This window comes from Cryobacterium cheniae (assembly GCF_004403395.1).
In the GTDB taxonomy this organism is placed as follows: domain Bacteria; phylum Actinomycetota; class Actinomycetes; order Actinomycetales; family Microbacteriaceae; genus Cryobacterium; species Cryobacterium cheniae.
The window spans coordinates 194,883-213,132 of record NZ_SOGN01000044.1; the positions used below are offsets into that span (position 1 = coordinate 194,883).

General features: G+C 68.2%; 18 protein-coding genes. 2 read left to right on the top strand and 16 right to left on the bottom strand.

Going from position 1 to position 18,250, the window contains the following annotated elements:
* Positions 1 to 3: 3 nt before the first annotated feature.
* From E3T23_RS10400 to recO, 8 genes are all read right to left on the bottom strand, one after another.
* Positions 4 to 1,641 carry an ABC transporter substrate-binding protein gene (locus tag E3T23_RS10400; protein WP_134370288.1) on the bottom strand — a complete coding sequence of 546 codons (1,638 nt, stop codon included), beginning with the start codon at positions 1,639 to 1,641 and terminating at the stop codon, positions 4 to 6.
* A 167-nt stretch (positions 1,642 to 1,808) separates the two neighbouring features.
* Entirely contained in the window at positions 1,809 to 3,680 is a 1,872-nt protein-coding gene (dnaG, locus tag E3T23_RS10405) for a DNA primase (RefSeq protein ID WP_134370289.1), read from the bottom strand.
* The gene (locus E3T23_RS10410; RefSeq protein ID WP_174843867.1) at positions 3,680 to 4,930 is read right to left on the bottom strand and encodes a deoxyguanosinetriphosphate triphosphohydrolase; all 1,251 of its coding nucleotides are present in this window, start codon (positions 4,928 to 4,930) and stop codon (positions 3,680 to 3,682) included. Before E3T23_RS10410 ends, dnaG begins: the two co-directional genes overlap by 1 nt.
* Positions 4,923 to 6,095: a tRNA dihydrouridine synthase DusB gene (gene dusB / locus E3T23_RS10415; protein WP_134370291.1), complete on the bottom strand. Its 1,173-nt coding sequence runs from the start codon at positions 6,093 to 6,095 to the stop codon at positions 4,923 to 4,925. Before dusB ends, E3T23_RS10410 begins: the two co-directional genes overlap by 8 nt.
* Before the next feature lie 45 nt (positions 6,096 to 6,140).
* A complete protein-coding gene (locus tag E3T23_RS15830; protein ID WP_255570722.1) occupies positions 6,141 to 6,269 on the bottom strand; it encodes a hypothetical protein in 129 nt (42 codons plus the stop codon).
* Positions 6,266 to 6,925, bottom strand: a complete 660-nt coding sequence (locus E3T23_RS10420) for a DsbA family oxidoreductase (RefSeq protein ID WP_134370292.1) — start codon at positions 6,923 to 6,925, stop codon at positions 6,266 to 6,268. Before E3T23_RS10420 ends, E3T23_RS15830 begins: the two co-directional genes overlap by 4 nt.
* Before the next feature lie 7 nt (positions 6,926 to 6,932).
* Positions 6,933 to 7,799, bottom strand: coding sequence for an isoprenyl transferase (locus E3T23_RS10425; protein WP_134370293.1), 867 nt, complete (start codon positions 7,797 to 7,799; stop codon positions 6,933 to 6,935).
* Positions 7,796 to 8,518, bottom strand: a complete 723-nt coding sequence (recO, locus tag E3T23_RS10430) for a DNA repair protein RecO (protein WP_134370294.1) — start codon at positions 8,516 to 8,518, stop codon at positions 7,796 to 7,798. The genes E3T23_RS10425 and recO overlap by 4 nt, the downstream gene beginning before the upstream one ends.
* A 78-nt stretch (positions 8,519 to 8,596) precedes the next feature.
* Between recO and E3T23_RS10435 the strand changes: the two genes are divergently transcribed.
* Both E3T23_RS10435 and E3T23_RS10440 read left to right on the top strand, forming a co-directional pair.
* Positions 8,597 to 9,295, top strand: a complete 699-nt coding sequence (locus E3T23_RS10435; protein WP_241977836.1) for a trimeric intracellular cation channel family protein — start codon at positions 8,597 to 8,599, stop codon at positions 9,293 to 9,295.
* Between the two features lie 108 nt (positions 9,296 to 9,403).
* Positions 9,404 to 10,138, top strand: coding sequence for a hypothetical protein (locus E3T23_RS10440; protein WP_174843868.1), 735 nt, complete (start codon positions 9,404 to 9,406; stop codon positions 10,136 to 10,138).
* A 95-nt stretch (positions 10,139 to 10,233) separates the two neighbouring features.
* Here the strand turns inward: E3T23_RS10440 and leuA are convergent, their stop codons facing one another.
* The 8 genes from leuA to dnaJ all read right to left on the bottom strand — a co-directional run bounded on the left by leuA (position 10,234) and on the right by dnaJ (position 18,184).
* Positions 10,234 to 12,006: a 2-isopropylmalate synthase gene (leuA, locus tag E3T23_RS10445; protein WP_134370295.1), complete on the bottom strand. Its 1,773-nt coding sequence runs from the start codon at positions 12,004 to 12,006 to the stop codon at positions 10,234 to 10,236.
* Positions 12,007 to 12,162: 156 nt separating this feature from the next.
* Positions 12,163 to 13,065 (bottom strand): GTPase Era, encoded by a 903-nt coding sequence (era, locus tag E3T23_RS10450; protein WP_134370296.1) that lies wholly within the window; start codon positions 13,063 to 13,065, stop codon positions 12,163 to 12,165.
* Positions 13,058 to 14,374: a hemolysin family protein gene (locus tag E3T23_RS10455; RefSeq protein WP_134370297.1), complete on the bottom strand. Its 1,317-nt coding sequence runs from the start codon at positions 14,372 to 14,374 to the stop codon at positions 13,058 to 13,060. The genes era and E3T23_RS10455 overlap by 8 nt, the downstream gene beginning before the upstream one ends.
* Entirely contained in the window at positions 14,371 to 14,838 is a 468-nt protein-coding gene (ybeY, locus tag E3T23_RS10460; protein WP_134370298.1) for an rRNA maturation RNase YbeY, read from the bottom strand. The genes E3T23_RS10455 and ybeY overlap by 4 nt, the downstream gene beginning before the upstream one ends.
* The gene (locus tag E3T23_RS10465) at positions 14,835 to 15,917 is read right to left on the bottom strand and encodes a PhoH family protein (RefSeq protein ID WP_134370299.1); all 1,083 of its coding nucleotides are present in this window, start codon (positions 15,915 to 15,917) and stop codon (positions 14,835 to 14,837) included. Before E3T23_RS10465 ends, ybeY begins: the two co-directional genes overlap by 4 nt.
* Before the next feature lies 1 nt (position 15,918).
* A complete protein-coding gene (locus E3T23_RS10470) occupies positions 15,919 to 16,296 on the bottom strand; it encodes an HIT domain-containing protein (RefSeq protein ID WP_134370300.1) in 378 nt (125 codons plus the stop codon).
* Between the two features lie 22 nt (positions 16,297 to 16,318).
* Positions 16,319 to 17,059: a 16S rRNA (uracil(1498)-N(3))-methyltransferase gene (locus E3T23_RS10475; RefSeq protein WP_134370301.1), complete on the bottom strand. Its 741-nt coding sequence runs from the start codon at positions 17,057 to 17,059 to the stop codon at positions 16,319 to 16,321.
* A 6-nt stretch (positions 17,060 to 17,065) separates the two neighbouring features.
* Complete coding sequence (gene dnaJ, locus E3T23_RS10480) at positions 17,066 to 18,184, bottom strand: molecular chaperone DnaJ (protein WP_134370302.1); 1,119 nt, start codon at positions 18,182 to 18,184, stop codon at positions 17,066 to 17,068.
* Between the last annotated feature and the right edge of the window lie 66 nt (positions 18,185 to 18,250).

The following is an 18,250-nucleotide window of genomic DNA, read 5'->3' on the forward strand; positions in this document are numbered from 1 at the left end:
GCCCTAACCCTTGGCCAACGCCGCGTAACGGAACTTGAACGACGCGTCGAGCGTGTCGCTGGTCCCTGTCACATCGGTGCCGGTGACGGCGACCTGGGCACCCTGGAGCAGCGGCACGGTCGACAGCTGCGCGGCAACCTTGTCCTGGATCTCCTCGATCAGCGCGGTGCGCTCGGCGGGATCGGCGGTGACGGCCTGCTTGAGAATCAGGGCGTCGACCACCGTGTCGCTGTAGTGGTTCTTCAGGAAGCCGCCTTCGAGGAAGAACGGGGTCAGGTAGTTGTCGGCGTCGGAGTAGTCCGGGAACCAGCCGAGCTGGTAGACGGGGTAGACATCCGTCGTGCGGTCCTTCGAGTACTGAACCCACTCGGTGGTCTGCAGGTTGACTTTGAAGAGGCCCGATGCCTCCAGCTGGTCCTTGACCAGGGCGTACTCGTCGCCGGAGGACGGGCCGTAGTGGTCGTTGCTGTACTGAAGGTTCAGCTCGACCGGGCCGGTCACGCCGGCGGCCTCGAGGGTTGCCGCCGCCTTGTCGGCGTCGGGGGCACCCTCACCGTCGCCGTAGAGGCCCTTGAGGGACTCGGTGGCACCGGTCAGTCCGGCCGGAACGTAGGAGTACACCGGGGTGTACGTGCCCTTGTAGACCTGCTCGGCGATTTCGTCGCGGTCGACCAGGTCTGCCACGGCCTGGCGCACGGCGAGAGCCTTGGCCGGGTCGGCCTCGGCGGTCTTGGCGCCGAAGGGCTGGGTGTCGAAGTTGAAGACGATGTACCGGATCTCGCCGCCGGGGCCGTCGACGACCTTGACCTGGTCGTTGCCGCGCAGGTCCTCGATGTCGGTGGCCGACAGGCTGCGGAACGCGACGTCGATGTCACCCTGCTGCACTTCGAGCTTCAGGTTGGACGCGTCGGCGTAGTACTTCACGTTGACGACGTCGGTCTTGGCCGCGCCCAGGAGACCCTCGTAGTCCGGGTTGGCCTTGTAGCCGACCAGGTTGTTGAAGTCGTAGCTGGTGATGACGTACTGGCCGGCGAAGGCGTTCGCGTCGACGATGTCCTGGTCCGGCGTGAGCTCCGTGGCCGAGAACGATTCCTCGTCGACGATGGGGCCGGCCGGACTGGACAGGATCTGCGGGAAAATCTGGTCGTTCGCCAGCTTGAGCGTGAACACGACGGTGGTGTCATCGGGGGCCGCGACGCTGTCCAGGTTGTAGAGCAGCGAGGAGGGGCCGCTGTCGTCCGCGATCGCCAGCTGGCGGTCGAAGGTGAACTTGACGTCGGAGGAGGTCAGCTCGTTGCCGTTGGCCCATTTCAGGCCGGGCTTGAGGGTGACCGTGTACTCGGTGGGGCTGGTGAACTCGGCGGCGGTGGCGATGTCGGGCTCGACGTCGGGGCTGCCGTAGGGGGTGTTCATCAGGAACGGGAAGACCTGGTTCTGCACGGCGAACGAACCATTGTCGTAGGAACCGGCCGGGTCGAGCGATGTGATCTTGTCGGTCGTTCCGATCGTGATGGCTTCGCCACCGGAGCCGGTCTCGTCGTCGGTTCCGCCGGCGGAACAGCCGGCCAGGGTCAGCGCGGCGACCGCGACAACCGCTGCGGCGCTGAGCCCTCTCGCGCGTGAAGTGGATGAGAATGCCATAGCCGTGAGCCTCTTCCTCTAGAAAACCGATGCCGGCTCGCACGAATCATGCGCGTCCCGCATTGCTGTAGGAAAAGAATTAGCACAGAATGCCCGGTGCACCCGCGCTTTGCGATGCATCTTTATCGAGCTGCAATCTAGGTCGCGTGCCGGCCGACGAGACGGGCCTACTCCTCGCGGAGGTTGCGGCGCTCGGCCTCGACCCGCACCAGCTCCCGCTGGAGCGCCACATAAATTTCGCGGTTCGTCGCATCCGCGCGCTGGAGCCGGCCGAGCAGCTCGGCTTTCTGGCGCAGCAGATCCCGGTCGATCAGGGCCACGGTGATGTCGCGCACGTAGCGGCCGATTTCACGTTCGGAGCGTTCGGGCAGCGGCGCCATCGCCAGCTCCTTGACCAGGTTCTCGAGCGTGGCCGGCACCTCGGTGACGATGCGGTCGAGCCAGTCGACGGCGTCGTGATGCGGCGCGGTGGCCGCGATGGCGTCGCGCACCACCGCCAGGGAGGTGTTCACGAAGTTGGTCGCCGCGGCGCGCTGGATCAGGTCCGCTCCGACGATGGTCGGGCGCTGCAGCATGGCCATCAGGCCGTCACGCTCCAGCCGGGTGACCGGGTCGGTCGCCAGGTCGATCATGGAGAACGACTGCTCCCGCGGGCCCGTTTCGTCCTCCCCCGGCTGCCGGGCGCCCGGCGTGGCCGTTCCGGCGGCGCGGGAGCGGGACAGGGCGGCGGAGACCGCCCGGCCGACCTCTCCGAGCTCCATGCCGAGCATGCGCGCCAGCTCGTGCGTATAGCCGGGGCGCAGGGCCGGGTCGCGGATGTCGCCGACGACCGGCGCCGCGGCGCGGAGCGCGGCGACGCGACCCTCCACGGTGTCGAGGTTGTACTGCCCGAGCAGTTGCCGGATCATGAACTCGAACATGGGCTTCTTCGAGTCGATCAGCCGGCGCACGGCGTCGTCGCCGCGGTGCAGTCGCAGGTCGCAGGGGTCCAGGCCCTCGGGGGCGACGGCCACATACGTCTGGGCGGAGAAACGCTGTTCCTCGCTGAACGCGCGCACGGCGGCCTTCTGGCCGGCGGCATCGGGGTCGAACGTGAACACGACCTCGCCGACCCCGCTGTCGTCGCCCAGCACGCGGCGCAGCACCTTGATGTGGTCGACTCCGAAGGAGGTGCCGCAGGTGGCGACCGCGGTCGTCACCCCGGCGAGGTGGCAGGCCATGACGTCGGTGTAGCCCTCGACGACGACGACCTGGTGGCCGCGGGAGATGTCCCGTTTGGCGAGGTCCAGCCCGTAGAGCACCTGCGCCTTGTGATAGATGGGTGTTTCGGGGGTGTTCAGGTACTTGGGTCCCTTGTCGTCGTCGAGGAGCCGGCGCGCCCCGAAGCCGATGGTCTGCCCGGTGATGTCCCTGATCGGCCAGACCAGGCGTCCGCGGAACCGGTCGTACACCCCGCTCGATCCTTCCCGGCTGGAGACCAGGCCGGCGAGGGTGAGCTCCTCGGTGGAGAACCCCCGGGCCCGAAGGTGGTTGGTGAGTTCGTCCCAGCTTTTCGGGGCGAAGCCGACCCCGAACCGGGCAGCCGCAAGGGAGTCGAAGCCGCGTTCACCGAGGAAGGTGCGTCCGACGAGGGCGCCGGGGCTGCCGAGGCGTTCCACGAAGAAGTCGGCCGCGGCCTGGTTGGCGGCGTACAGGCGGGCCCGATTGGTGTGGTCGGGAGCCTCGCCGGCGCCGCCCTCGTAGTGCAGCTCGATGCCGACCCGGCCGGCGAGCCGTTCGACGGCCTCGCTGAAGCTGACGTGGTCCATCTTCTGCAGGAACGAGTACACGTCGCCGCTCTCGCCGCAGCCGAAGCAGTGGTAGAAACCGACCTGCGGGCGTACGTGGAAGCTCGGGCTGCGCTCGTCGTGGAAGGGGCACAGCCCTTTCATCGATCCCACGCCCGCGGACTTGAGGCTCACGTAGTCGCCGACGATGTCGGCGATGTTGGTGCGGGCTTTGACCTCTTCGATGTCGTTTTGTCGAATCAGGCCGGCCATCAGTGTTTCACCAGGCGTGCGTACCAGGCCAGCGCCGACTGGTCGGTGAGGCTGGCCACCTGGTCGACGACCACGCGTTTGCGGGCAGCGTCGTCGGCGGCCGCATGCCAGTCTTCCCGGTATCCCGGATCGAGGTGCTCGTCTCCGGACGCGTGCAGTGTGCGCGCCAGCAGCGTGAGCACCTGCCTCTGTTCCACGTAGATGGGCTTGCGGGTTTGACGCGTCATCACGAAGGTCGCCACGATGCCCTTCAGCACGGCGATCTCCGCCTCGACCTCTCGCGGCACGACCACGTGGGCGCCGTACCGGATCAGGTCCGCCCCCGGGTTGGCGTCGCGGGTGGCGCGCACGGCGGCGCCGCTGAAGCGGCCGATCAGCTGGCTGGTCAGGTTTTTCAACAGGCCCTGGTCGCGGCGGCTGCCCGTCCAGGTCTCCAGCCAGGCGTTGAGCGAGTCGAGTCGGTCGAAGGCGTCGGCCAGATCGTCCTCGGAGAGTCCGTCGCCGGTCCACTCGGTCATCGTGGCCAGGAGGGACTCGTGGTTCGCCCGGCTGCTGAGCTGTCCGACATCGATGTAGCCGCTGACGACGGCGTCCTCGAAGTCGTGCACGGAGTACGCGATGTCGTCGGAGAGGTCCATCACCTGGGACTCGATGCAGAGCCGGCGCGCCGGGGCGCCGGAGCGCATCCACTCGAAGGCCTCCCGGTCGTCCGGGTAGAAGCCGTACTTGGCGCGGCCGCTCGGATCGGCGACCGAGGAGTCGGCCGCCCACGGATACTTGCAGCTCGCGTCCAGGCTGGCCCGGGTGAGATTGAGCCCATGGCTGCGGCCGTCGCGGCCGAACACCTTCGGCTCGAGACGGGTCAGCAGGCGCAGAGTCTGCGCGTTGCCCTCGAAACCGCCGATGTCGGCGGACCACGTGTTGAGGGCCTTCTCGCCGTTGTGGCCGAAGGGCGGGTGGCCGATGTCGTGTGCCAGGCACGCGGTGTCGACGATGTCCGGGTCGAGCCCCAACCGCAGGGCCAGCTCGCGCCCGACCTGGGCAACCTCGAGGGAATGGGTGAGCCGGTTACGCGCGAAATCGAGGCCGGCGGTCGGACTCAGCACCTGGGTCTTGGCGGCCAGTCGGCGCAGCGCGCTCGAGTGCAGGAGCCGGGCCCGGTCGCGCGCGAAATCGCTGCGCCTGGAGCCGTGCTCCTCCGGCAGCCAGCGTTCCTCGTCGTGCCTGCTGTATCCCGTCTCGTTAGCCACCGCTCGTGTCCCCTTCACCTTCGGTCAGATTGGCGCGCTCGGTCGACACGAGCTCCTGGGAATCCAGCCAGTGTTCGGGCAGCGAGGTCTTCTTCGGGCTGCCGGCTCGGCCCCTCGGCCCCTCGGCGCCCTCACCGGGATATTCCAGGTCCCCGTCGAGGGTGCCGAGCAGGTCGTCGAGCTGTGCGAGCGAGCCGACCGAGGCCAGGTTCGCCCGCAGGTCGCCGCCGACCGGGTAGCCCTTGAAATACCAGGCCACGTGCTTGCGGATGTCCCGGCAGGCCCGCTCTTCGCTCTCGAAGAACTCGGTCAGCAACACCGCGTGGCGGCGGAAGGCGTCGGCGACCTGGCCCAGGTTGGGCTGGATCTTGGCGGCCGGCGCGCCGGACGCGTCGCCGCGGAAGGCCGCGGCGAGGTCGCCGAACAGCCAGGGCCTGCCCAGGCAGCCGCGGCCGACGACGACACCGTCGCAGCCGGTCTCCGCGACCATGCGCAGGGCGTCCTCGGCGGACCAGATGTCGCCGTTGCCGAGCACCGGCACGCTCGTGATGGTGTTCTTGAGCGTCGTGATGGCGGACCAGTCGGCCTGGCCGGAGTAGTACTCGGCGGCCGTGCGGGCGTGCAGGGCGATGGCGGCGACACCGGCGCCCTCGGCCGCTTTGCCGGCCTCCAGATAGGTGAGGTGGTCGGAGTCGATGCCCTTGCGCATCTTGACGGTCACCGGCACGTCGCCCGCCGCTTGGACTGCCCCTTCGACGATCTGGCGGAAGAGCCCGAGTTTCCAGGGCAGGGCGGCGCCGCCGCCCTTGCGGGTGACCTTGGGAACCGGGCAGCCGAAGTTCAGGTCGATGTGGTCGGCACGGTCTTCGGCCACGAGCAGGGTGACGGCGTCGGCGACGGTCTTCGGGTCCACCCCGTACAGCTGGATGGACCGCGTCTTCTCGCTCTCATGGTGGTTGATCAGTCGCATCGACTCGGTCGTCCGTTCGACCAGCGCGCGCGAGGTGATCATCTCGCTGACGTAGAGGCCCGCGCCGAATTCGCGGCACAAACGACGGAATGCCGTGTTGGTGATCCCGGCCATGGGCGCGAGAACGACGGGCACGTCGAGCGTGAGCGGGCCGATCTTGAGGGGCGCCGGGCTGGTCTGGGTTGCGGAGGTCATCTCGTCAATTCTCCCAGACGCCGGGGCGCCCCGCTGACGGCCGTGCTAGGTGCCGCAGGAGCCGCCCCCGCAGCATCCGCCGGCGTCGGCCTGGCCCAGCAGTTCGATCGTGGGAACGGTGGACGCCTCGGCGGGGACGGTGGTCGTGCTGTCGGTGTCGGGTGCAGCGGTCATTTGTTGTTCTCCTCGATGTTTTCGGTCTGCGCCTGGCGGAGCGCCTGGGCGAAGGTATCAGGGTCCTGCGCGCCGGAGATGCCGTATCGGCCGTCGATGACGAAGAAGGGCACCCCCTGGATGCCGTAGGCGGCGGCCTGGGCGACGTCCGCTTTGACGTCCGGGAGGAAGTCGTGGGCGGTCAGGGCGCGAATCACGTCCGCGCGGTCCAGCCCGATTTCGGCGGCGAGGTCGGCGAGGTCGTCGATCCGGCCGACGTGGCGGCCGTCGACGAAGTAAGCCTTCAGCAGTCGTTCCTTCATGTCGAGCTGGCGTCCGTGCGCCTTCGCGTAGTGCAGCAGCTCGTGGGAGATGACGGTGTTGGTCTGGTGCACGGCGTCGTAGTCGTAGTGCAACCCGACACTTTCGGCGATGCCGGTGACGCGTTCGAGCATCAGCTCGACCTCGGCGACGGGCAGGCCCTTGCGCTGGCTGAGGTAGTCGACCGGGCTGCCGTCGAAGTCGACCGGGGTGTCCGGCGCGAGCTCGTAGCTGTGGTATTCGACCTCGACGTTCCCGTCGAACAGGGCCGCCCCGGCCTCGAATTTGCGCTTGCCGATGTAGCACCACGGGCACTGAACGTCGGACCAGATGTCTACTTTGATGGTTTCACTCACTGTGCGGTCAACCCTCGGTGCCCCCCGTTGTATTCCCGGCCGGGGCGGTCGGCGCGTCCACGGCACCGCCGTAACGGCGGTTGCGGGACGCGTAGAGCTCGATCGCACGCCACAGGTCCACGCGGCCGAAGTCCGGCCAGAGGGTGTCCAGGAACACCATCTCCGCGTAGGCGCTCTGCCAGAGCAGGAAATTGCTCGTGCGCTGCTCCCCCGAGCTGCGCACGAACAGATCGACGTCGGGCAGGTCCGCCGTGTACAGGTGGCGCTGGATCGACTTCTCGGTGATGCCGGAGGGCTTCAGTCTGCCCGCGGCGACGTCCTCGGCCAGCGCGCGCACGGCATCCGCGATCTCGGTGCGTCCGCCGTAGTTCACGCACATGGTGAGGGTGAGCACGTCGTTGCCCACGGTCAGCTGTTCGGCGAACTGCAGCTCCTTGATGACGGATGCCCAGAGCCGGGGCTTGCGTCCGGCCCACCGCACGCGCACGCCCCACTCGTTGAGCTGGTCGCGCCGGCGGTGCAGGACATCCCGGTTGAAGCCCATCAGGAAGCGCACCTCGTCGGGCGACCGCTTCCAGTTCTCGGTGGAGAACGCGTAGACGCTCAGGTGTTTCACGCCGATCTGGATGGCCCCCGCGACGACGTCGAGAAGGGCCGCCTCCCCGGCCTTGTGGCCCTCCACGCGCGGCAGCCCGCGCGCGTTCGCCCACCGGCCGTTGCCGTCCATGACGATCGCCACGTGCTCGGGAACGGCCTTCGTCGGCAGAGCGGGCGGGTACAGGCCGGTCCAGTCCAAAGGCTGGAACGGCACCGCGTCCTTGTGGGTCAGGGGCTTCTGACCGAACGGATTGAGGCTGAAGGGAGTGGGGGTCATCGACTCACGTGTTCCAACGATCGGAGGCCGCGCCCGAGGTGCCACTGCGTGTAGGCGGCGACGACCCCGGTGGCCTGGGCTCTGGTTTGCGGCGGGGTGGACTTGGTGTGTTCCCAGTCCCCGGTCAGCAGGGAGCCGAGCAGGGCGATGGTGGCCGGGTCGAGCCTCGGTGAGCCGGGGGCGGCGCAGTCGTCACAGACGATCCCGCCGACCTGCACGACCATCGCGGAGTGGGTCCCCCGCGCTCCGCACCGTGCGCAGTCCTCGAAGCTGGGTGCCCAGCCGGCCATCGACAGTGCTCGGAGCAGATAGGAGTCCAGGGTGAGGCCGGCGCCGTGCTCGCGGCGGGAGAGCGACCGGAGGGCACCCACCAGCAGCAGGTACTGCTGCAGGGACCCCTCGGCCTCGGTGAGTTTGTCCGCGGTTTCGACCATGGCGCTGGCCGCCGTGTAGCTCGGGTAGTCGGCCGTGATCTGGGCGCCGTAGGAGGCGATGGACTCTGCCTGCGTGATGATGTCGAGGCTGCGCCCCTCGTAGAGCTGCACGTCGGCGACCATGAACGGTTCGAGTCGGGCCCCGAATTTCGACGCGGTGCGGCGCACTCCCTTGGCGACCGCGCGCACCTTCCCGTGCTGGCGGGTGAGCATGGTGACGATGCGGTCGGCTTCGCCCAGCTTCTGGGTGCGCAGCACGACGACATCATCACGGTAGACAGGCACCCTTCAATTCTCCCACCTGGCGGAAGCGCGAGCTGCCGAGCGCGCCGACGCCCACCGATTCAGTGGTTTCATTAGGGGGTGCCCTCCACCTCCTTCTTCATCCCGCTCTGGCTCGACCTCACGGCCGTCGCCATCGGAGCGGTTCAGGGTGCCATGTTCGCCGGCCGTTTCACCGACCGCCGCTTCGATCTGCTGGGGATCGCTCTGATCGGCGTCACCGTGGGACTCGGCGGCGGGCTGCTTCGCGACATCCTGCTGGGCGGCGTTCCCGCCGCGCTGCAGAGCAACTGGTACCTGCCGGTGTGCGCGGGGGCGGCCCTGCTGGGCATGCTGCTGCAGAGCCTGTTCAATCGGCTCGGCCCGTTCATCATCGCGCTCGACGCGGTGACCATCGGGCTGTTCGGCGCCCTCGGGACCAGCAAGGCGCTGGCCGCCGGGCTGCCGGAGATCCCCGCCCTGTTCGTGGGGATCATCACGGCTGTCGGTGGGTCGGCACTGCGGGACATGATGCTGAACGTGCCGATCGCGGTGATGCACGTCGGCTCCTTCTACGCCGTCGCGGCCGGGGTCGGCAGCGGACTGCTCATCGTGCTCTTCCTGCTACAGGTGCCGATCACCGTCGCCGGGATCAGCTGCGTCGTGGTGACGACCGTCATCCGGATCCTCGCCGCCCGGTACGGCTGGAGTCTGCCGCAGCAACGGGCGATCGGCAGCTGGCCCCGGTGGCGGCGCGACAGCATCGTGCCCTTTCGCCGGGGCAGACGCCTCAGGGACTGAGACTCCGACCGCCCGAAACTGGTCGACAAAGGACGGATTCCGCTCTGGCCTTTCCCTGCGTCCCGGGTGAGACTATTGAGAAGAACTCACGTCGTTTGGAGGAACCTCATGAACCTGCTGAAGGGCAACGTGCCCGATTCTCTGCCGGATTTGATGCCGGTCCTGTCCCGAGGCAAGCACAGAAACCCGCGTTCCGGCGCCTGTTTCATGGAGTTCGCCTCCTATCTAGCCGGGGAGTCGTGGAGCGACCACCCGGCCTGCACGCATCCTCTGCTCGCATCCCTGGCCCGAATGGTGAACGACTGCACGTCGGACACCGCGCGGGCCCGGCTGGTCCCGCTGATCCCCTCGGTGATCGGCCTGCGCGGGGACAGCGCGCGGGTGCGCCTGCTGATCGCCGTGCGCGCGGCCACGTCGGCCCTCCCGATCACCAGTGCAGACCATCAGCGGGCCCTCGCCGTGGGCATCCTCAACTGCGAACGCCATCTCACCGAGACCGACGGCCCGATTCCCGACGACCTCTCCGCGCGCATCCGCCAGTCGTTCGACGCGGCACCGGAGACCGAACGGTGGGCACGGGAATTCATCGCCTCGATGGGGTCCTGGTCACGGAGCAAGTTCACCGACCGCACGGCGGAGACCATCATCCGGGTGTCCGTGCAGGGCATTGCGGAAGCGTGTGCTCCCGACCCGGACGGCCAGCTCTACGACCTCCTCGCCGCCGCGATCGACGACTGCAGGAGGGTGCTGGCGCCGGAGGGCCGACGGTCCATGCCGACCGGGGAGCCGACGCACGTCGCTCCGGCGCACCGGGCCAGGGCGAAGGACACGGCGCGACTCTGACGCCCTGATCGCGCACGAGAATCGCCGTTCCGGCCGAGCGTCTCCCCTCGGGGATGCCACTCGGCCGGGACGGCGATTCTCAGTGCACGCGGGAGTTACGCGGTCGCGTCCGCCAGGGACCGTTCGCCGGCCTCGGCGCGGATGCCGCGGTTGACCGCCGACACCACCGACTTGAGCGAAGCGGTCGAGATGTCCGCGTCGATGCCGACGCCCCAGAATCGGGTGCCGTTGACGTCGAGTTCGACGTAGGCCGCGGCCAGTGCGTCTCCGCCGGCCGACATGGCGTGCTCGACATAGTCGTAGAGGGTGATCGCGATGCCGCGTGCGGCCATCACGCCGAGGAACGCCGCGATCGGGCCGTTACCCGAACCGATGGCACTGGACACGCTCGTGTCGTCGCGGAGGTCCACGGACAGCTCGACCGACCCGGAGAGGTCGCTCGAGGTGCGCGTGGCGTGCAACTCGAAACGACCCCACTTGGCGTCGGGCGTGGTGTGGCTGGCCGGAAGGTACTCGTCGTTGAAGATCGCCCAGATCTGATCGCTGGTGACCTCTCCGCCCTCGTGGTCGGTCTTGGACTGCACGACGCCGGAGAATTCGATCTGCAGTTTGCGCGGCAGGTCCAGGGCGTGGTCGGTCTTCAGCAGGTAGGCGACGCCGCCCTTGCCGGACTGGGAGTTGACCCGGATCACGGCTTCGTAGCTGCGGCCGAGGTCCTTCGGGTCGATCGGCAGGTACGGGACCGCCCAGGGCAGGTCGTCGACGCTGCAGCCCTGTTCGGCGGCATCCGCGGCCATGGCCTCGAAGCCCTTCTTGATGGCGTCCTGATGCGAGCCGCTGAACGCGGTGAAGACCAGGTCGCCGGCCCAGGGGCTGCGCTCGGGGACCGGCAGCTGGTTGCAGTACTCGGCGGTGCGCTTGACCTCGTCGATGTTGCTGAAGTCGATCTGCGGGTCGATGCCCTGGGTGAACAGGTTGACGCCCAGCGCCACCAGGTCGACGTTGCCGGTGCGCTCCCCGTTGCCGAACAGGCACCCTTCGATGCGGTCGGCCCCGGCCAGATAGCCCAGTTCCGCGGCCGCGATGGCGGTGCCGCGGTCGTTGTGCGGGTGCAGGGAGATGAGCACGTTCTCGCGGTGGGCGAGGTTGCGGGACATCCACTCGATGGAGTCGGCGTAGACGTTGGGAGTGGCCATCTCGACCGTCGCCGGCAGGTTGATGATGACCTTGCGCTCGGGCGTGGGCTCGAGGATCTCGAGGACCTGGTTGCAGACGTCGACGGCGAAGTCGAGTTCGGTGCCGGTGTAGCTTTCCGGGGAGTACTCGTAGTAGACCGTGGTGCCGGGGACGGTTGCCTCGGCGGCACGGCACAGACGAGCACCGGCCAGCGCGATGTCGATGATGCCCTGCTTGTCCTCGCGGAACACGACGTCGCGCTGCAGCACGCTGGTGGAGTTGTAGAGGTGAACGATGGCCTGTTTGGCGCCCGCGATCGACTCGTAGGTGCGCCGGATCAGGTGCTCGCGCGCCTGGGTGAGCACCTGGATGGTCACGTCGTCCGGGATGGCGTCGTCGTCGATCAGGCTGCGGACGAAGTCGAAGTCGGTCTGGCTGGCCGACGGGAAGCCGACCTCGATCTCCTTGTAGCCCATCCGCACGAGCATGTCGAACATGACGCGCTTGCGCTCGGGGCTCATCGGGTCGATCAGGGCCTGGTTGCCGTCGCGCAGGTCGACGGCGCACCAGCGCGGGGCCTGGGTGATGTGCTTGCCCGGCCAGGTGCGGTCGGGCAGCTCCACCGTGAACTGCTCCTGGTACGGGCGGTACTTGTGGATCGGCATCGGGGATGCGGTCTGGTTGTTTTTCATGATCTGTGATCTCCTCGCGAATGGTGGGTAGCCAACGACGAACTCCGCGACGAGGGAGGCCTCAGATTAGGACTCGTCGCGGCAGCGAAGAAGGAGCTCACCGAAAAACATAAATGCAGGCTACCACCCTCCGCGGGGAGGTCAACCTCCGGGCCGCTAGAAGCCGAGGCGTCCCAGCTGTTTCGGGTCGCGCTGCCATTCCTTGGCGACCTTGACCCGGAGGGAGAGGAAGACCCTCTTGCCCACGAGAGGTTCGATCTGTTTGCGGGCGCGCACGCCGACATCCTTCAGCCGGCTGCCGGACTTGCCGATGATGATGCCCTTCTGGCTGTCCCGCTCGACGAACAGGTTCGCGTAGATCTCGACCAGTTCCTGGTCGTCGCGCTCGATGATGTCGTCGATGGTCACGGCGATCGAGTGCGGCAGTTCGTCGGTGACGCCCTCGAGCGCCGCCTCGCGGATGTACTCCGAGATGCGCGACTCGAGGCTCTCGTCGGTGACCGCGTCGGCCGGGTAGAGCGGGGCATCCGAGAGCGGCAGCAGGCGCAGCAGTTCCGCGCTGAGAATATCGAGCTGGATGCGGCTGGTCGCCGAGATCGGCACGATCGCCTCCCAGTCGCGCAGCTGCGACACCGCGAGGAGCTGGTTGGCGACGCTGGTCTTGGACGAGGCGTCGATCTTGGTCACGATGGCGACCTTGCGGGCCCGGGGGAAGTTGTCCAACTGCTCGTTGATGAACCGGTCGCCGGGGCCGATCGGCTCGTTGGCCGGAATGCAGAGGCCGACCACGTCCACGCCGGACAGCGTCGACTGCACGAGGCTGTTCAACCGTTCGCCCAGCAGGGTGCGCGGCTTGTGGATGCCCGGGGTGTCGACCAGGATCAGCTGGCCGTTCTTCTGGTGCACGATGCCGCGGATGGCACGCCGGGTGGTTTGCGGCTTCGACGACGTGATCGCGACCTTCTCCCCGACCAGCGCGTTCGTCAGGGTGGACTTGCCCACGTTGGGGCGTCCCACAAACGATACGAACCCCGCTCGGAATCCCTCTACTTCAGTCATGACCGTTCACTCTCTCATCGTCCGACACTCCGAGGAATGCGTTCTGCGCGTCTATCAGCGCTTGGTCTCGTTCAACCAGCACGGTGCTGATTCGTTTGCGGCGTCCCTCGGTGCGTTCGGCGGTGAGGACCAGCCCGCTCGCCGTCGCGACCGAACCGGCGACCGGCAACCGGCCGAGAGCCTTCGCCAGCAGCCCGCCCACCGAATCGACCTCGTCGTCGTCCAGTTCCAGGTCGAAGAGTTCGCCGAGCTCGTCGACCGCAAGCCGCGCGCTCACCCGGAAACGACCGTGGCCCAGGTCTTCGACCTCCACCACGTCCCGGTCGTATTCGTCGGAGATGTCCCCCACGAGTTCCTCGATCAGGTCTTCGAGGGTGACCAATCCGGCGATTCCACCATACTCGTCGACCACCATGGCGAGGTGGTTCGACTCGAGCTGCATCTGGCGGAGCAGCGCGTCGGCCTTCTTCGACTCGGGCACGAACACGGCGGGCCGCTCGAGCTCCCGCACCGTCAGGCTCTCCACGTTCGGCGGCCGTTCGTAGACGAGCCTAGCGATGTCGCGCAGGTACAGGATGCCCGTGACGTCGTCGACTTCGCCGTCGATGACCGGCACCCGCGAGAAGCCCTTGCTCAGGAACAGGCCCATCGCCGCACCGATCGACGAATCGGCCTCGATGGTGACCATGTCGGTGCGCGGGATCATCACCTCGCGCACCACGGTCTCGTTGAACTCGAAGATGGAGTGGATCAGTTCCCGGTCGTTCTCCTCGAGGACGTCGAGTTCGGTGGCCTCGTCGACCATGCTGAGCAGCTGGTCCTCCGACGTGAACGTGGCCAGCCGGGTGCGCCCGGGGGTGACCCGGTTGCCGAGGGCCACAAGCGCGTTGGCGATGGGTCCGAGAAGTACCCGGAGGAAGTGCACCAGCGGGGCGATCGCGGAGAGCAACTCCACGGGGTGGGCCCGGCCCACGCTGCGCGGGCTGGCGCCCACGAGCACGAAGGAGACCGCGGTCATCAGCAGCGAGGACAGCAGCAGAGCCAGCCACAGTTCCTCGATCGTGGTCGCGAAGACGAGGGTCACCAGCACGGCCGCCGTGGTCTCGGCGATGATCCGCACGAAACTGATGGTGTTCAGGTGCGCCCCGGTGTCGGCGGCGATCGCCGTCAGGGAGCGCCGGGCACGGGACTTCTCGGCCAGCTCGAGGATGTCTGCCCGCGACTGAATCGTGATGGCAGAGTCCACCGCGGCCATCAGTCCGCCGAAGGCGACCAACAGGATGGCCGCCGTGAGAAACCACCCGATCATCGGTCGCGGAGGCGTTCCTGCAGGGCGAAGCCGAGCAGGATGTCGCGCTGAATGCCGAACATCTCCTTCTCCTCGGCGGGTTCCGCGTGGTCGAATCCCAGCAGGTGCAGCACGCCGTGCGTGGTGAGCAGCAGCAGCTCTTCGAGGGTGCTGTGCCCGGCCGTTTCGGCCTGGCCCTGGGCCACCTGCGGGCAGAGCACGATGTCGCCGAGCAGCCCGGGCGGGGTCTCGGCGTCTTCGGTGCCCGGGCGCAGCTCGTCCATCGGGAAGCTGAGCACGTCGGTGGGACCCGGCTCGTCCATCCACTGCACATGCAGCTGTTCCATCGCGCCCTCGTCGACGAGCACGATCGCCAGTTCGGCGTCGGGGTGCACGTGCATGGAGTCCAGAGCGTAGGCGGCCAGGCGCAGGATGGCGGCCTCATCGACCGGAATGGCCGATTCGTTGTTGATTTCGATGCTCAAGAGGATCTCCGTTTCGGAAGGCGGTCGCGGGGACTGTTGGGGCGGCCGGGTCCGCGAGCTGCGAATTCCCGCGCCTGATCGCTTTCGTAGCGCTCGGCCTGCTTCTGCGCGTCGTACTCGGTCCAGGCGTCGACGATCCGGCCGACCAGGGAGTGCCTGACGACGTCGGCACTGGTGAGGCGCACGAAACGGATGTCGTCGACCTGGTCGAGCACCCGGCTCACCAGGCGCAGCCCGCTCGAGCCGGCGGGCAGGTCGATCTGGGTGATATCCCCCGTCACGACCATCTTCGAGCCGAAGCCCAGCCGGGTCAGGAACATCTTCATCTGCTCGGGCGTGGTGTTCTGCGCCTCGTCGAGCACGACGAAGGAGGAATTGAGGGTGCGCCCGCGCATATAGGCGAGCGGCGCCACTTCGATGGTCCCGGCGGCCAGCAACTTGGGCACGAGCTCCGGGTCCATCATCTCGTTGAGGGCGTCGTAGAGCGGGCGCAGGTACGGGTCGATCTTGTCGGTGAGGCTGCCGGGCAGGAAGCCGAGACGTTCCCCGGCCTCGACGGCCGGGCGGGTGAGGATGATCCGGTCGACCTCCTTGCGCTGCAGCGCCTGCACGGCCTTGGCCATCGCCAGGTAGGTCTTGCCGGTGCCGGCCGGACCGATCCCGAACACGATGGTGTCGGTGTCGATGGCGTCGACGTACTGCTTCTGACCGACGGTCTTGGGCCGGACGCTCTTGCCCCGGGAGCTGAGGATGGCCGGGCCGAGGCGTTCGGACGGGCTCGTGGAGCTGTCCTCGTCCAGCATCCGAGAAGAGATGCTCACCTCGGACTCGGCGAGGTCGCGCCCGCCGCGCACCATGAGCAGGAGCTCCTCGATCAGGCGCCGCGCCGCCTCGACGCGTTCGGCCTCCCCGGCGAGCGTGATCTCGTTGCCGCGCACATGCACGCTGACGCCGGGGTGCTCTCTCTCGACAGTGGCGAGCAGGCGATCGTCAGCGCCCAGCAGGCGCACCATGGCGACGCCGTCGACCGTGATGCGCACCTCGGCCTGGCCGGGCCCCGTCGGCCCAGGGTCGGTCATCTCACCGGAAACCAAGCGTTCCCTCCCCCAGGGTTCCGCCGGCCGCCTGCGGGGCGAGCAGGTGCGCGTGCACGTGGAAGACGGTCTGCCCGACCGTGGCGCCGGTGTTGAACACGAGCCGGAACTGGCCGTTCGACAGCCTGGCCGCCAGTCCGTCGGCCACCTCGACGAGTTCGGCCAGCAGCCCGGGGTCGCCCGCCGCGAGTTCGACCACGTTGCCGTACTCGGAGGTTTTCGGCGTGATGACGATATGCACGGGCGCCTGCGGGGCGATGTCGTTGAAGGCGATGATCCGGTCGGTTTCGGCGACGATGGTCGCCGGGATCTCGCGCGCGGCGATGCGGGTGAAGATGGACGGTTCTTGGCCGGTGGAAGACATATCTCTATCTTAAGCTCGCGCGCTACCAGCGGCCGAGCGTCGCGTTCAGGATGGCGAGGGCGGCGGGGCCGGCGGTGGATGTGCGCAGCACGTTGTCACCCAGCCTCACCCGGGTGGCCCCGGCCTGCTCGAGCAGGGTCAACTCGGCCGGGGAGATGCCGCCCTCGGGCCCGACGACGAGCAGAATCTCCCGGTCGTCGGTCGGCGCCGCCTGGGAGGTGAGCCGTTCCGTCGCGGTGGGCTCCAGGAGCAGCATCCGGGTGGAGCCGGCCAATTCGGCCAACATTTTGGTGCTCGCCAGTTGCCCGACGGTGGGCAGCCACGCCCGGATCGACTGCTTGGAGGCCTCGCGCACGATGCTGGACCAGCGATCCCGGCCCTTCTGGATTTTGGCTCCCTCCCAGCGTGTCACCGAGCGGGACGCGGCCCACGGGATGACCCCGTCGATGCCGAGCTCCGTGGCCGCCTGCACGGCCAGTTCGTCCCGGTCTCCCTTGGCGAGAGCCTGGACCAGACGGATGCGCGGCGTCAGGCGCGCGGTCTCGGTCACCGTGTCCACGCTCAGGGTCAGCAGGGACGCCTCCACGCCGATGACGACGGCGGCGAGCATGAGCCCGGCCCCGTTCCCGATCTGAAGGTGCTCACCCGGGCGCACCCGGCTGACGGTGACCGCATGCCGCGCCTCGGCGCCGCGGATGCCGACCACCGCCCCGGGCACGCAGTCCGCGGCCAGGAGCGCCTCATCGATGAAGAAATGTGCCATCGACGTCTAGCCGCGGAACCGATCGCGCAGCTTGGCGAACAGTCCCTGCTGGAACGCGCTGAGAGCAGGTGCCGGCGCCTTGTGACGGGATGCGAAGGCCTCGATCAGCTCCCGCTCCTTGTGGTCGAGCCGGGTCGGGGTGACCACGTGCACGCCGATCTTCAGGTCGCCGCGCCCGTTCCCGCGCAGCCGGGTGACGCCGCGGTCCTTGATCGTGATGACTTCGGCGCTCTGCGTGCCGGGTTTCAGCTCGACCTCGATGTCGCCGTCGAGGGCCTTGACCGTCGCTGACGTGCCGAGGATGGCATCCGTCATCGGCACCTCGAGGGTGGCGAGCAGGTCGTCGCCGTCGCGGCTGAAGACTTCGTGGTGACGGACCTTCATCTCGAGGTAGAGGTCGCCGTTGGGCCCGCCGGCCGGACCGGCCTCGCCGCTGCCGGGCATCTGCAGGCGCAGGCCGGTGTCGACCCCGGCGGGGATGTCGACGGGAACCGTGCGGCGCGCGCGCACGCGGCCCTGGCCCTGGCAGGTGACACAGGGGGTGGCGATGATCGTGCCGTAGCCGCGGCAGGATCCGCACGGGCTGCTCGTCATGACGTTGCCGAGCAGCGACCGCACGGCACGCTGGATGTTGCCGGTGCCGTGGCAGATGTCGCAGGTGACCGGCGCGGTGCCCGGCTGGCAGCAGGTGCCGCTGCAGGTGGTGCAGGTGATGGCCGTGTCGACTTCGAGGTCGCGGTGCGTGCCGAAGATGATCTCGTCGAGGTCGAGCTCGACCCGGATCAGGGCGTCCTGGCCGCGCTCCCGGCGCGACCTGGGGCCGCGGGTGGATCCCCCGCCCCCGAAGAACGTCTCGAAGATGTCGCCGAAGTTGCCGAAGTTTCCGTCGAAACCGCCGCCCGCGCCGCCGCCCGTACGGCCGTTGCCGCCTCGGTCGTAGTTGTCGCGCTGCTTGGCGTCGCTGAGCACGTCGTACGCGTGCGTGACGGATTTGAAGCGTTCGGAAGCATCCGCGCCCGGGTTCACGTCGGGGTGGAGCTGCCGGGCCAGCTTGCGGTAGGCCTTCTTGATCTCGTCGGTCGTGGCGTCGCGTGCAACGCCGAGTACTTCGTAATGGTCAGCCAAAGCTGGCTCTCCTAGGTCTGTTCTGAAATGGGGGTTTGTTCTGAATGCGCCAACCTCCGGTTTCGG